This is a genomic window from Streptomyces sp. Da 82-17 (genome assembly GCF_046098215.1).
Lineage (GTDB): Bacteria > Actinomycetota > Actinomycetes > Streptomycetales > Streptomycetaceae > Streptomyces.
Map to the genome: position 1 here is coordinate 221595 of NZ_JBJURH010000010.1, position 13521 is coordinate 235115.

Annotated in this window: 12 protein-coding genes; 6 read left to right on the forward strand and 6 right to left on the reverse strand. The window is 74.1% G+C overall.

Annotation, left to right across the window (positions count from 1 at the left end; translation table 11 throughout):
* Positions 1 to 267 precede the first annotated feature (267 nt).
* Positions 268 to 1371: an ROK family protein gene (locus ACIDOF_RS19710; RefSeq protein WP_409007244.1), complete on the reverse strand. Its 1104-nt coding sequence runs from the start codon at positions 1369 to 1371 to the stop codon at positions 268 to 270.
* Positions 1372 to 1427: 56 nt separating this feature from the next.
* Between ACIDOF_RS19710 and ACIDOF_RS19715 the strand changes: the two genes are divergently transcribed.
* Both ACIDOF_RS19715 and ACIDOF_RS19720 read left to right on the forward strand, forming a co-directional pair.
* Positions 1428 to 2537, forward strand: coding sequence for a Gfo/Idh/MocA family oxidoreductase (locus ACIDOF_RS19715; protein WP_409007245.1), 1110 nt, complete (start codon positions 1428 to 1430; stop codon positions 2535 to 2537).
* 80 nt (positions 2538 to 2617) lie between these two features.
* Positions 2618 to 3067 (forward strand): heme-degrading domain-containing protein, encoded by a 450-nt coding sequence (locus ACIDOF_RS19720; RefSeq protein WP_409007296.1) that lies wholly within the window; start codon positions 2618 to 2620, stop codon positions 3065 to 3067.
* A 290-nt stretch (positions 3068 to 3357) separates the two neighbouring features.
* Here ACIDOF_RS19720 and ACIDOF_RS19725 read toward each other — a convergent pair whose 3' ends face one another.
* Complete coding sequence (locus ACIDOF_RS19725) at positions 3358 to 4320, reverse strand: MerR family transcriptional regulator (protein ID WP_409007246.1); 963 nt, start codon at positions 4318 to 4320, stop codon at positions 3358 to 3360.
* Between the two features lie 109 nt (positions 4321 to 4429).
* On the opposite strand from ACIDOF_RS19725, the gene ACIDOF_RS19730 reads away from it, so the two are divergent.
* Entirely contained in the window at positions 4430 to 5965 is a 1536-nt protein-coding gene (locus ACIDOF_RS19730; RefSeq protein ID WP_409007247.1) for an alpha/beta fold hydrolase, read from the forward strand.
* Positions 5966 to 5984: 19 nt separating this feature from the next.
* Here the strand turns inward: ACIDOF_RS19730 and ACIDOF_RS19735 are convergent, their stop codons facing one another.
* Complete coding sequence (locus ACIDOF_RS19735) at positions 5985 to 6758, reverse strand: hypothetical protein (protein WP_409007248.1); 774 nt, start codon at positions 6756 to 6758, stop codon at positions 5985 to 5987.
* Positions 6759 to 6960: 202 nt separating this feature from the next.
* Here ACIDOF_RS19735 and ACIDOF_RS19740 point away from each other — a divergent pair, with 202 nt between their 5' ends.
* From ACIDOF_RS19740 to ACIDOF_RS19750, 3 genes are read left to right on the forward strand one after another with little or no spacing between them, the layout of a single operon-like run.
* Complete coding sequence (locus ACIDOF_RS19740) at positions 6961 to 8235, forward strand: magnesium transporter MgtE N-terminal domain-containing protein (RefSeq protein ID WP_409007249.1); 1275 nt, start codon at positions 6961 to 6963, stop codon at positions 8233 to 8235.
* On the forward strand, positions 8228 to 8824 hold the full coding sequence (locus ACIDOF_RS19745; protein WP_409007250.1) for a DUF1003 domain-containing protein: 597 nt from the start codon (positions 8228 to 8230) through the stop codon (positions 8822 to 8824). Before ACIDOF_RS19740 ends, ACIDOF_RS19745 begins: the two co-directional genes overlap by 8 nt.
* A gap of 40 nt (positions 8825 to 8864) precedes the next feature.
* Positions 8865 to 10013 (forward strand): Mrp/NBP35 family ATP-binding protein, encoded by a 1149-nt coding sequence (locus ACIDOF_RS19750; protein ID WP_409007251.1) that lies wholly within the window; start codon positions 8865 to 8867, stop codon positions 10011 to 10013.
* A 65-nt stretch (positions 10014 to 10078) separates the two neighbouring features.
* On the opposite strand, the gene ACIDOF_RS19755 is transcribed toward ACIDOF_RS19750, so the two are convergent.
* From ACIDOF_RS19755 to ACIDOF_RS19765, 3 genes are all read right to left on the reverse strand, one after another.
* Complete coding sequence (locus tag ACIDOF_RS19755; RefSeq protein ID WP_409007252.1) at positions 10079 to 10696, reverse strand: hypothetical protein; 618 nt, start codon at positions 10694 to 10696, stop codon at positions 10079 to 10081.
* Positions 10697 to 10889: 193 nt separating this feature from the next.
* Complete coding sequence (locus tag ACIDOF_RS19760; RefSeq protein ID WP_409007253.1) at positions 10890 to 11339, reverse strand: sec-independent translocase; 450 nt, start codon at positions 11337 to 11339, stop codon at positions 10890 to 10892.
* A gap of 184 nt (positions 11340 to 11523) precedes the next feature.
* The gene (locus ACIDOF_RS19765) at positions 11524 to 13422 is read right to left on the reverse strand and encodes a S1C family serine protease (protein WP_409007254.1); all 1899 of its coding nucleotides are present in this window, start codon (positions 13420 to 13422) and stop codon (positions 11524 to 11526) included.
* Positions 13423 to 13521: the final 99 nt, after the last annotated feature.

Genomic DNA, 13521 nt, shown 5'->3' on the forward strand with positions numbered 1-13521 from the left:
TCGGGTCCCCTCCCCGCCCCTTCCCGAAAGCCTGCGGCGCCGTCTGGGTTGCTCGCGCAGTTCCCCGCGCCCCTATCGGGGCACACCTTGCTGTGGGCCGGCGTTCCGCAGGGCGATGAGGGGCCAGGGGCGTAGCCCCTGATAAGGGGCGCGGGGAACTGCGCGACCAGCCACGACGGCGGGCAAGCCGAAAGACGACCGGATGGAGCCCCTCCGGCGATTGAGGAGCCGGGGGCCGGGGGCGGAGCCCCCTGGGGTGGGCGTCGGTCAGCCTCGGCCGAACAGCGGGGCCAACAGCAACTGCGCCGCGCCCGCCAGAACCGCCTGATCCCCGCGCACCGCCCGCACCGGCACCGGAGCCCCACCCACGCGCCGGGCGCGGGCCGCGAGAACCGCCGCGACCCCTCGTACGTACCGCTCCGGATCCTCCGCCACCACTCGCCCGCCGAGCAGGACCAGGTCCACGTCGAGCAGCCCCACCAGGTTCGCCGCCCCCGCGCCGAGGACCCGTGCCGCCTCGTCCGGGGCGTGCGCGGCGACCGCCGCGAGGCAGAGCGCCTCGACGCAGCCCCGGTTGCCGCATCCGCACCGCGGGCCGTCCAACTGCACGACCTGGTGGCCGAATTCACCCGCCCCCGTACGCGCCCCGCGATGCAGCGCACCGCCGAGCACGAGGCCCGCCCCGAGCCCCGTACCGAGGTGCAGATACGCGAAGGAGCCGTCCGCCGAACCCGTCGCCCCGGCGAGGGCGAGGCCGAGGGCGGCCGCGTTGGTGTCCTTGTCGACGACGACCGGCAGGCCGAGCCGCCGCGCCAGCGTCTCGCGCAGCGGGAAGCCGTCCCACTCGGGGAAGCCGGTGACCCGGTGCAGGACACCCGTGGCGTGGTCGAGCGGCCCGGGCAGTGCGACCCCGACGCCGAACGGCGCGACCCCCGCCTCGTCGAGCAGCGCCGCGACCTCCCGTACCGCCGTGTCCACGACCGCTTCCGCGCCGGACGCGAAGGCGAGGGGCGCGCGGCGTTCGGCGAGGACCGTGCCTGCGAGGTCGACGGCGACGGCGGTCAGTGCGTCCCGGTCCAGGTGCAGGCCGACCGCGCCGCCCGCGCCGGGCACGAGCCGCAGGACGGTACGCGGCTTCCCGCCCGTCGACGCGCGCCGGCCCGCCTCCGCCGCGAGGCCCTCCGCCCGCAGCCGCGCGGTGATCTTGCTGACGGCCTGCGGGGTGAGCCCGGTGCGCTCGGCGAGTTCGAGCCGGCTGATGCCCTCGGGCCCCGCCGCGCGGAGCAGGTCGAGGACGAGCGCGGCGTTGTGCGTACGCAGGGCGGGGCGCGGCGGGAACGGGCCGGGGGAAGGGCTTTCGGTGCTGCTCACAGGCCTATTGTCGCCTCCGCTTGCACTTTGGCAACACCGTTGCTTAAGTGGTCGGCATGACCTCCCAGGACTCCTCCCCGGCCACCCCGGCGCCCTCGGCCCCGCTGCGCGTCGGCCTCGTCGGGTACGGACTTGCGGGCTCCGTCTTCCACGCCCCGCTGATCGCCGCCACCGAGGGCCTCGTGCTCGACACCGTCGTCACCTCGAACCCCGAGCGCCAGGAGCAGGCCCGCGCCGAGCACGGCGCCGGTCTGCGCTGCGCGGCCTCGGCGGACGAGCTGTGGGAGCGGGCGGACGAGCTGGACCTGATCGTCGTCGCCTCGCCGAACAAGACGCACGTGCCGATCGCCACCGCCGCCCTGAAGGCGGGCCTGCCGGTGGTCGTCGACAAGCCGCTCGCCGGCACCGCGGCGGAGGCCCGCGCGCTCGCGGACCTCGCGGACGAGCGCGGGCTGCTCCTGTCGGTCTTCCAGAACCGCCGCTGGGACAACGACTTCCGCACCCTGCGCCGCCTCCTCGACGAGGGCGAGCTGGGCGAGGTCCAGCGCTTCGAGTCCCGCTTCGAGCGCTGGCGCCCGCAGCCCAAGGGCGGCTGGCGCGAGTCCGGCGCCCCCGAGGAGATCGGCGGGCTCCTCTACGACCTGGGCAGCCACGTCGTCGACCAGGCCCTGGTCCTCTTCGGCCCGGCGGCCTCGGTGTACGCGGAGTCCGACGTACGCCGCCCGGGCGCTGAGGCCGACGACGACACGTTCATCGCGATCACGCACACGAACGGCGTCCGCTCGCACCTGTACGTCTCGGCGACGACCGCCCAACTCGGCCCCCGCTTCCGGGTGTTGGGCTCCCGCGCCGGGTACGTGAAGTACGGGCTCGACCCGCAGGAGGCCGCCCTGCGCGAGGGCCTGCGCCCCGGCGGGGAGGAGCCGTGGGGCGTGGAGGGCGAGTCGATGTGGGGCCGCGTCGGGTCCGGGGAGTCCCCGCTGACCGGCGGCGGCCGCCCCGAACCGACCCTGCCGGGCGACTATCCCGCGTACTACGCCGCGATCGCCGCCGCACTCCGCGAAGGCGCCCCGAACCCGGTCACCGCGCACGAGGCCGCGGCGGCCCTGGACGTCCTGGAGGCGGCGCGGACATCGGCGCGCGACGGTGTGACGGTGGCGCTGTGAGGGCCGGACCGGTGAGCGGAAGCCCCGCGGGCGGCGGCGCTGCGAGCGCCAGCCCGGCGAGCGGCGCTGCGAGCGGCGACATCGCGGCCCTGGAGGAGCAGGAACGCCGCCTGGTCCTGGACCGGTTCACGTACGACGACGCGTGGGCGCTCGGCACGCTCCTCGTCGAGCTGGCCCGGGAGCGCGGGGCGCCGGTCGCGATCGACGTCCGGCGCGGCGGGCAGCAGTTGTTCCATGCGGCGCTGCCGGGTTCCAGCGCCGACAACGACGCGTGGATCGACCGGAAGCGGCGGGTGGTCGAGCGGTACGGCTGCTCGTCGTACCTGGTCGGCAGCCGCTTCCGCGCCAAGGGCACGACGTTCGAAGCGTCCTCGCGCCTCGACCCCGACCGCTTCGCGGCCCACGGCGGTTCGTTCCCGATCGCGGTCAGGGACGCGGGGGTCATCGGTACGGTGACGGTGTCGGGCTTGCCGCAACGGGAGGACCACGCGCTGGTGGTGGAGGCCCTGCAAAGGTTCAAGTCCTCCTGACCTGGCCACCCCCAGGGGGCTCCGCCCCCGGCCCCCGCTCCTCAAACGCCGGAGAGGCTCCCCGGGGAGGGTCGTCGTTCGGCTGGCCCGCCGTCGTGGTGCCGCTGTGCCCACCCGTTCCGCCCTGCGGAACGCCTGCCCACAGCGGCGGGGCGGGATGACGTGCCCCGATAGGGGGCGCGGGGAACTGCGCGACCAGCCACGACGGCGGGAAAGCCGACGACGAACCCCGACAGCCCCTCCGGCGATTGAGGAGCCAGGGGGCCGGGGGCGGAGCCCCCTGGGGGTCGCTACTGCAACGTGGTGTTCAGCGCGTCGCTCAACCACTCGTGCGCAACCCCAGGATTCGGCTCCCCCGTAAGCACCGTCACCAACTCCCAGTACCGATCGATCCGCGGATCGCCCGCCAGCACCCGGCTCAACCCCCACCGGAACTCCCCCGTGTCCCGCACCCCCCGAGCCGCCGCATACGCCCCGACGAACGCGTCCAGCTCCTCCCCCGCGCCCGGCGGCCGCCCGGACCGCAGCACGGGGTCCGCGAGGGCGAACGCCTCGGCGAGGCCGAGGTACAGCACCTCCGGCCGGTAGCCCTCGTCGACCCGGTGCGCCGCCGGCTGGCAGTCGTCCCGTACGACACCGCCCGGGCAGGGCCCGGTCACGAAGGCGTGCAGCCGGGCGAAGGCAAGGACCTGGTGCGGAGCGGGATCGTCGGGCAGCTGCGGCACCGCCTGCTCGACCACCGCCGCCCGCACCGCGGCGGGGAGCCGTGGCGGCAGCCAGCGCCGCCAGAACCGGGCGAGCGCGTCCGTGCTCGGCGGGACGGTGACCGCGCCGACGAGCCGCAGCCGCTCGGCGCGTTCCTCGGGCGGGCAGTCGTGCAGCAGCCGCAGCGCCGCCTCCTGCCAGCGCAGCGCGGAGAGTTGGGTGCCGATGCCGCGCAGCCGGTCGGCGACGACCTCTTCCAGCGCCTCGTAGGCCAGGCCCCCGCCGCCCCCGTCGCTCCCGTCGCCGCCCGCGCCGTCCCCGCCCGCGGACAGGACCCGCTCCACGTCGGGGACCGGCAGGTCGAGGGTGCGCAGCGCGCGGATGGTGCGGAGCCGGTCGAGCGCGTCCGCGCCGTACCGCCGGTGGCCGCCGGAGCTGCGGGCGGCCTCGGGCAGCAGTCCGCTGTCGGAGTAGAAACGCACGGTCTTGACGGTGACGCCCGCCTGCTCGGCGAGCTCGCCGATGGACCACAGGCCGTCGGGCGACACAGCTTGAACCTCCCTCAGGGGGAGTTCCTACGGTACCGGCGAGCGCCGCCCGCCGACGAGGCCGGGCCGGGCGCTCGTACGACCGCTTCGGTTCGAGGAGGAGATGGGGATGACGGCGTTCGTGCTGGTGCCGGGGGCGCACACCGGCGGCTGGGTGTGGCGGGAGACCGCCGAACGGCTGCGCGCGGCCGGGGCGGAGGCGCACCCGGTGACGCTCACGGGCATGCGGAACGAGAGCGGAACTCAACACCCGTACGAAGAGAGCGAGTTGACCGCCTCCGTCGACCTCGGCACGCACATCGACGACGTCGTGCGCCACATCGATCTGCTGCCCGCGACCGAGGACGTCGTCCTGGTCGGCCACTGCTACGGCATCCACCCGGCCCTGGAGGCCGCCGCCCGCCGCACGGACCGGATCGCCCGGATCGTGTACGTGGACACCGCACCGGCCCGGGACGGCGACCCGGCGCTCGCCCTGGTCCCGGACCCGGACGTACGCAACTCCCTTGCGGAGCAGACCAGTTCGGCGCCCGCCGACGTACCGCCGCCGCCCTCCCCCGCGCACTGGGCCCGCTGGGGCAGCCTCGACGACGTGCCGTCCGCAGCGCTCGACCGGCTCGCGGCCCGCGCCGCCCCGCAGCCCGCGGCCACCCTGACCCGGCCGGTGCGCATCCCGCCGGAGGTCGCCGCGCTGCCGTCGACCGGCGTGCTGTGCACGGAGAACGGCTCGTCCCTGGCCGTGCTGCGGCAGATCCTCGGCCTCGGCGAACCGCGGCTGCTCGCGCTGACCGAGCCGCAGGTGCGGTTCCTCGAACTGGCCGCCGGGCACTGGCCGATGCTGTCCGCGCCGGACGAGCTGGCCGCGCTGCTGCTGCGGGCCGCGGCCGGCGAGGGCGAGCGGCTCACCGCACCGGACGGACCGCCCTCGCACCTGCGGCCGTTCCTCCTGGACCTGCCGGAGCGGCCGCGCGAGCGGACGGGCCGCGTCGACCTGTACGCACCGGACCCGTCCGGGACGGACCCCCGCCCCGCCGTCCTGATCGTGCACGGCGGCCCGGTCCCCGAGGGCGTACCGCCGACGCCCCGCGACTGGCCCGGCTATGTGGGCTACGCCCAACTGCTGTCCGGCGAAGGGGTGTTCGCTGCCGTCGTCGACCACCGCCTGCACGACCTGGCGGACTATCCCCGGGCCGCCGAGGACGTGGCCGCCGCGGTCGAGTTCCTGCGGGCCGACCCGCGTGTGGACGCGGACCGGGTCGCGCTGTGGTTCTTCTCCGGCGGCGGGCTGCTCTCCGCCGACTGGCTTGCGGCGCCGCCACGGTGGCTGCGCTGCGTGGCGGCGACCTATCCGGTGCTCGCGCCGCTGCCGAGCTGGGGCCTCGGCAGCACCCGGTTCCACCCGGCGCGGGCGGTCGCCGGGGCGGGCGAGCTGCCGGTCGTGCTGGGCCGGGTGGGCCTCGACCTGCCGGAGATCGCGGCCACCCAGGACGCGTTCCTGGCGGCCGCCGAGGAGTCCGGGGCCCGCGTCGAGGTGGTCGAACTGCCCACCGGGCACCACGGGTTCGAGACGATCGACCACACGGACGAGGCCCGCGAGGCGCTGCGCGCGACGGCCGACAGCGTCCTCGGCCATCTCCGCAAGTGACCCTCCCCGGGCCGGGAGGTCAGGACGTCGGGAGCTGCTTGCCGTAGTCCAGGACGTCCCGCCCGTCGGGCTTGCGGAACTGGAAGTCCGTGCCCCAGTCCGTCAGCCGGAGCGTGCCGGCCCCGCCGGCGCGCTCCAGGCGCAGCGGGTACGCGGTGCCCTCCAGGGAGACGTGCAGGGTGCCGCCCGCGCCCTTGTCCCCGCTGACCTTGACCGTCCGCTTGCCGTCGGCGGTGCCGCGCTCGCCCGCCGACAGCTTGCCGTGCAGCGTGAGCAGCCCGTCCAGCAGCAGCCCCTTGTCGGTGAAGCCGCTGAGCTGCTTGTACGCCGGGTCGCCCTCGGGGACCTTGACGTACTTGCCGTCCAGCTTGTCGGCCGCCACCTCGTCCGCCGAGTCGGGCGCGCCCTGCTCGCCGCGGCCGCCCTGCGAGGCCCAGAAGTCGGCGTCGGCCTTCAGATACAGCTGCCCGCCGACCCGCAGCAGCTCGAACGTCCGGTCCTTGGACCGCACTTCACCGCTGCCGCCGTCCTCGGTCAGCTTCATGTCCAGCTTGTACGTGGCGCCCTTGCTGACCACCGAGCCGGCGAGCCGTACGGAGTTCGCGCTCTTCGCCGCGGCCTGCGCCTTGCGCTGGATCTTCGCGGCGGACAGCTTGCCGACCCCGTTGGTCCCGGCGTCCGGGTCCTCCTCGGCGCCGCACCCGACGAGCCCCGTCATCCCCGCGACCAGGCCGATGCAGACGGCGCCGGCGAGTGCGGTGCGGCGGGCTCGGCCCAGGGCGGTAGCGGTCACGTGCGGGGCTGCCTCTCGTGTGGGGTTCGGAGCGACAGTACGGCAGAGTACCCGGGCCGTGAGCACCGCCCGGCAGAGAGCCTTCTGGACCGCCCACCAGGGCGCATCCGACCGGGACGGGCTAGCCTGAAGCCCGCAAACCGTCAGATGTGCGTACGAAAACCGACAGCGGCACCGGACATGCGGGCGAAGGAGGCGGGCGATGGCGGCGGCTTCCCGGATCTTCGTCTCCCATCTCTCCGGCACGGCCGTCTTCGACCCGAACGGCGACCAGGTGGGCCGGGTCCGCGACCTCGTCGCGATGCTCCGCGTCGGCCGGCGCCCGCCGCGGCTGCTCGGCCTGGTCGTCGAACTCTCCACGCGGCGCCGCATCTTCCTGCCCATGACCCGGGTCACCGGCATCGAGTCCGGCCAGGTCATCACCACCGGCGTGCTGAACGTGCGGCGGTTCGAGCAGCGGCCCACGGAGCGGCTCGTCCTCGGCGAGCTGCTCGACCGGCGCGTCACCCTCGTCGAGACCGGCGAGGAGGTCACCGTCCTCGACATCTCCGTGCAGCAGCTCCCGGCCCGCCGCGACTGGGAGATCGACCGGGTCTTCGTCCGCAAGGGCAAGGGCGGGGCGCTCCGACGCAAGGGGGAGACGCTGACCGTGGAGTGGTCGGCGGTCACCGGGTTCTCCCTGGAGGAGCACGGCCAGGGCGCCGAGTCCCTGCTCGCCTCGTTCGAGCAGCTGCGCCCGGCCGACCTCGCCAATGTGCTGCACCACTTCTCCCCCAAGCGCCGGGCCGAGGTCGCGGCCGCGCTCGACGACGACCGGCTCGCCGACGTACTCGAAGAGCTCCCCGAGGACGACCAGATCGAGATCCTCGGCAAGCTGAAGGAGGAGCGCGCCGCCGACGTCCTTGAGGCCATGGACCCGGACGACGCCGCCGACCTCCTCGCCGAGCTCCCCGAGGACGACCAGGAGCGCCTGCTCGGCCTGATGGAGCCCGCCGACGCGGCGGACATGCGGCGCCTCATGCAGTACGAGGAGTCCACCGCCGGCGGCATGATGACGACCGAGCCGATCGTGCTCCAGCCGGACGCCACGGTCGCCGACGCCCTCGCCCGCGTCCGCCAGCAGGACCTCTCCCCCGCCCTCGCCGCGCAGGTCTACGTCTGCCGCCCGCCCGACCAGACGCCCACCGGCAAGTACCTGGGCCTGGTGCACTTCCAACGACTGCTCCGCGACCCGCCGTTCACCCTCGTCGGCACCGTCATCGACCAGGACCTGCAGAGCCTCCGTCCGGACACCCCGCTGCCCGCGGTCACCAGCTTCTTCGCCACGTACGACATGGTCGCGGCGCCCGTCGTCGACGAGAGCGGCTCGCTGCTCGGCGCCGTCACCGTCGACGACGTACTGGACCACCTGCTGCCCGACGACTGGCGCGAGACCGAGTTCCATCTGGCCGGGGAGGTGAACCCGGGTGGTGAGTGACCGCGACCGGGAGCGCGAGCGGGAACGCGAACGCGAGCTGGCCAGGACCGAGCCGGGCCGCCCCCGGATCCGCCTCGACCAGCCGCGCCCGCCCCGCCGCCGGCTGCTGCCCGAGTACGACCCGGAGGCCTTCGGCCGGCTCTCCGAGAAGATCGCCCGCTTCCTCGGCACCGGCCGGTTCATCGTCTGGATGACGGTCCTGATCATCGTGTGGGTGCTGTGGAACGTGGCGGGCCCCACGCACCTGCGCTTCGACGAGTACCCGTTCATCTTCCTGACCCTGATGCTCTCCCTGCAGGCCTCGTACGCGGCCCCGCTGATCCTGCTCGCGCAGAACCGGCAGGACGACCGGGACCGGGTCAACCTGGAGCAGGACCGCAAGCAGAACGAGCGGTCCATGTCGGACACCGAGTACCTGACCCGGGAGATCGCCGCGCTGCGGATGGGCCTCGGGGAGGTCGCGACCCGGGACTGGATCCGCTCGGAACTCCAGGACCTGGTCAAGGACATGGACGAGCGGCTCGACGAACGATTCGACGTGGTCCCGGCCGAGAAAGCCCTGCTGCGTGACGAAGGCGACCGCCGATAGCCCTTCCCTCACCTGCACCGGCCCGCCGTACCATTCCCGTATGGCTACCGACACGTATCCGACCGAAGAAGCGATCCGCGAGGCGCTCGCCACGGTCAACGACCCCGAGATCAACCGGCCGATCACCGAGCTCGGCATGGTCAAATCGGTCGACATCGGGGCCGACGGAGCGGTGGCCGTCACCGTCTACCTCACGGTCTCCGGCTGCCCGATGCGCGACACCATCACGAACCGCGTGACCGAGGCGGTCTCCGCCGTCCAGGGCGTCACGTCCGTGGACGTCACGCTCGACGTGATGAGCGACGAGCAGCGCCGCGAGCTCGCCGAGGCCCTGCGCGGCGGCACCGCCGAGCGCGAGGTCCCCTTCGCCAAGCCCGGCTCCCTGACCCGGGTGTACGCGGTGGCCTCCGGCAAGGGCGGCGTCGGCAAGTCCTCGGTGACGGTGAACCTCGCCGCCGCGATGGCCGCCGACGGCCTGAAGGTCGGCGTGGTCGACGCGGACATCTACGGCCACAGCGTGCCCCGCATGCTCGGCGCGGACGGCCGCCCCACCCAGGTCGAGAACATGATCATGCCGCCCGCGGCGAACGGCGTGAAGGTCATCTCCATCGGGATGTTCACGCCGGGCAACGCCCCGGTGGTGTGGCGCGGCCCCATGCTGCACCGCGCCCTGCAGCAGTTCCTCGCCGACGTGTACTGGGGCGACCTGGACGTCCTGCTCCTGGACCTGCCGCCCGGCACCGGTGACATCGCGATCTCGGTGGCCCAGCTGGTGCCGAACGCCGAGATCCTCGTCGTGACGACCCCGCAGCAGGCCGCGGCCGAGGTCGCCGAGCGGGCCGGCTCCATCGCCGTGCAGACCCACCAGAAGATCGTCGGCGTCGTCGAGAACATGTCGGGCCTGCCCTGCCCGCACTGCGACGAGATGGTGGACGTCTTCGGCACCGGCGGCGGCGAGAAGGTCGCCGAGGGCCTCACGAAGACCACCGGCACCCAGGTGCCCGTCCTCGGCGCCATCCCGATCGACGTCCGCCTGCGCGAGGGCGGCGACGAGGGCAAGCCGGTCGTCCTCACGGACCCGGACTCCCCCGCGGGCTCGGCGCTCCGCGCCATCGCGGGCAAGCTGGGCGGCCGCCAGCGCGGCCTGTCGGGCATGTCGCTCGGCATCACGCCGAAGAACAAGTTCTGAGTTCTGCCTGTACGTAGAAGGGGGCGCCGTCATTCGCTGACGGCGCCCCCTTCCGCGTATCCGCGCTACCGGCCGTCGTACTCGGCGATGTCCTTGATCGCCGAGAAGCCCAGCCCGTACGCGCTCATGCCGCGGCCGTACGCGCCGAGGTGGGCGCCGCCCTGCGTGGAGCCCGCGAGGACCCAGCCGAACTCGGACTCGCGGTAGTGGAACGGGGTGGGCACGCCGTCGACCGGCAGCGTCAGCGTCGTCCACGGCTCGCTGTCCAGGTCGTCCGCGAGCACCCAGGCGGTCTCGGTCTGCTGGTCCAGCCAGTCGTCGCGCAGCGCGTGGTCGAGCTGCTGGGGCCAGGTGCGGGTGAGCAGGCCGACGCCCGCCAGCCAGGCCGCCGACGACACCGATGTGGCCTCCAGGACGCCCGTGCCGTCGCCGCTGCGGCGGACCGGGTTGGCCGCCACGGTCACGACCACGGCGAACCGCTCCTTGGCCCCGGCGTCCTCGGCGCGCGGCGTGGGCTCGTCGCCGTGCCCGATGGAGCCGTGCTCGACCGTCCCGTCCGCGCCCGCGCCGACCTGCATCAGCCAGCGCGGTCCCGTGAAGGCCTCGTCCAGGCCGTACCACGGGAACGACGCCAGCAAGTAGCCGTCGACCGCGCGCGCTCCTGTGTGACTCGTCGTCTCCATGTACCCGGCCGCCTCCTCGTTCTTCGCCGGTCCGGAGCGGCCCGCCCCCCTCGGGCGTCCTGAGTCCGGACAACAACAGAGGAGAATAGCCACCCCGCTTCGCCGAGCCGGACTTCACCGGGGCGCGCGGGTCGCACCCGGGCCGGGGCACCGGCGCACGCGTACGGGCGCGCCTGCTTCGTCGTACGCCCCGTCAGGTCGCGTCGGAGTCGAACGGCGGGCGCTCGTCCTTGGCCAGGCTCTGCGGCTTCTTCTGCAGGTCGGGGCTGCCGCCGCCCTTGCTCAGGTCCGGGCCGGAGCCGGACGCGACCGGCTCGGCCTCGTGGCCGTTCACGGCGTCGGTGACGTCGGTGATCTCCTTGCGGAGGTCGAAGCCGTTGCGGATCTCCTTGAGCCCCAGGTCGTCGTTGTCCAGCTGCTTGCGGATGAACGTCTTGGGGTTGAGGTCCTCGAACTCGAAGTCCTTGAACTCCGGGCCGAGCTCCTCGCGGATGTCCCGCTTGGCGCTGTCCGAGAACGCGCGGATCTTACGGATGAAGCCGGAGACGTCCTGGATGACCTTGGGCAGCTTGTCCGGGCCGAAGATGAGCACGGCAAGGACCACGAGCGTCACCAGCTCAAGTGCGCCTATGTCATTGAACACCTTGCAGCTCCTTGCGCTGTCCGCGGCCCGGGACAGGAGAGACGGAATCCGGGGTACGGGCCGCAACCACGGTACCCGGCGTTCCTGTACTGCCGGTACTGTCCCGGGGCGGTTCGGTGGCCGTTGCACGTGCACGGGATGAAGCGGCGCCCGCGCAGGGCGGGCCCGCCCGCGGCCCGGCGGGTCAGCCGCCCGCCGCGCCCAGTTCCAGTGACAGCGTGCGCTCCTCGCCGTCGCGTTCCAGGGTGAGCTCGAGACGGTCGCCGGGGCGGTGGGCGCGGATCTTGACGATCAACTCCTCGCCGGAGTGCACCCGTTGGCCGTCCACCTCGGTGATCACGTCGCCGGGCTCGATGCCTGCCTTGGCGCCGGGCCCGCCGGGGGCGACCGCCGGGCCGCCGTTCGCGCCCTGCTTGGCGACGCGCGCGCCGTCGCCCGTGTACCGCGTGTCCAGCGTGACCTCGATCACCGGATGCGTGGCCTTGCCGGTGTTGATCAGCTCCTCGGCGACCCGCTTCGCCTGGTTGATCGGGATGGCGAAGCCGAGGCCTATCGAGCCGGACTGCCCGCCGTCCAGCTCCGAGCCGCTGCCGGCCGAGCGGATCGCGCTGTTGATGCCGATGACGCGTGCCTTGTGGTCGACCAGCGGACCGCCCGAGTTGCCCGGGTTGATCGGGGCGTCGGTCTGCAGCGCGTCCACGTACGACACGTCGCTGCCGTCGCCCTCCTCGCCGCCCGCGGTGATCGGCCGCTCCTTGGCGCTGATGATCCCGGAGGTCACCGTGTTGGACAGGTCGAAGGGCGCGCCGATGGCCACCACCGGGTCGCCGACCTGCACGTCGTCGGAGTTGCCGAGCGGCAGCGGCTTGAGCCCGCTCACCCCGGACACCTTGACCACCGCGAGGTCGTACCCGGAGTCCCGTCCGACGACCCGGCCCTTGGCCACCTCGCCGCCGCTGAACGTCACGGACACCTCGCCGCCGTCGCCCGCGGGCTCCACGACGTGGTTGTTGGTGAGGATGTGGCCCTTGTCGTCGAGCACGAAGCCCGTGCCGGTGCCCTGCGCGCTGCCGCCGCTGACGTGCAGGGTGACCACGCTGGGCAGGGCGCTCGCCGCGATCCCGGCCACGCTGTCCGGCGGCCGCTGCTTCGCATCGGTGTCCGCCTGCGGGAGTTCCACGGTCGTGATGCCGCCGTGCCGCTCCAGGTACGCGCCGATGCCGCCGCCGACACCGCCCGCGACCAGCGCGAGCACGAGCGCGGCGACGAACAGCCGCCCCCGCCGCGGCGCCTTCGCGGGCGCGGGGCCGTCCGCCAACACCAACGGCTGCTGCCCCTGCGGCGCCCGCCACGGGTCGTACTGCTGCCACTGCCCCTGCGGGTGCGGCTGGGCTTGAGGCTGCGGGTGGGCCTGGGGCTGCGGCTGCGGCTGGTGCGGGGTGCCGTTGGCGGTCGTCCCGTGCGGGGGCGTTCCCTGCGCGGGTGCCGCGGCCGCCGCCGGTGCCGGGGTCGGTGCCGGGGTCGTCTGGGCGTGCTGCGTCGGCGGCACCGCGTACGCCGGTACGGAGGTGCCCTGCGCCGGCGTGCCCTGCGGGGCCGGAGGCTGAACTGCCGTTCCCTGCGCGGGAGTCGGGACGGGGCGCTGCACGGGCGGCGCGGGCGCCCAGGGCCCGGGCTCACCGTAGGGCGGCGTGCCGTACGGGTCGGGGTCGTGCAACGGCTTGGGCCGCGCCTCCTGCGTACCGGAAGCCGCGCCCTTGGCGATCGTCACCCCGGTCTTGGCCTTGGGCGCGGACGCGGGCGTCGCAGCGGCAGCGCCCTCGGAGGCGGCCCCGGAGTTCTCCGAGTCCTGCGAGCCCTCCGCCGCCTGGGCGGGCTGGGCGGACTGCGTGGTCTGCCCGGCCTGCGTGGTCTGCGAACTTGCCTCTGCGGAAGGGGACTTGGAGTCGTCCCCCGTCTCCTCCCGCGCGCCCCGGTCCTCGGATGTCTCGCCGTCCGGGACCCGCTCACGGTCCTCGGACGTGCGCTCGGCCGGGCGGCTCCACCACTTCGCCTTCGGTCCGGTGGGCTTGCCCTCGTCCATGCTCTCCCCACACCTGGTCCGCGGCAGGGCCCGCGGGCAGCCACGCGGCGCTGTGCCGCTCGATCAGAGTCCTCGGCGTCCGCCCGCCCGCGAGGGCGG

Excerpts from the sequence above, each read along its gene's own strand:
- ACIDOF_RS19715 (WP_409007245.1), top strand. The coding sequence starts at position 1,428 with ATGACCTCCCAGGACTCCTCCCCGGCCACCCCGGCGCCCTCGGCCCCG.
- ACIDOF_RS19730 (WP_409007247.1), top strand. The coding sequence starts at position 4,430 with ATGACGGCGTTCGTGCTGGTGCCGGGGGCGCACACCGGCGGCTGGGTG.
- ACIDOF_RS19740 (WP_409007249.1), top strand. The coding sequence starts at position 6,961 with ATGGCGGCGGCTTCCCGGATCTTCGTCTCCCATCTCTCCGGCACGGCC.
- ACIDOF_RS19750 (WP_409007251.1), top strand. The coding sequence starts at position 8,865 with ATGGCTACCGACACGTATCCGACCGAAGAAGCGATCCGCGAGGCGCTC.
- ACIDOF_RS19755 (WP_409007252.1), bottom strand. The coding sequence starts at position 10,696 with ATGGAGACGACGAGTCACACAGGAGCGCGCGCGGTCGACGGCTACTTG.
- ACIDOF_RS19765 (WP_409007254.1), bottom strand. The coding sequence starts at position 13,422 with ATGGACGAGGGCAAGCCCACCGGACCGAAGGCGAAGTGGTGGAGCCGC.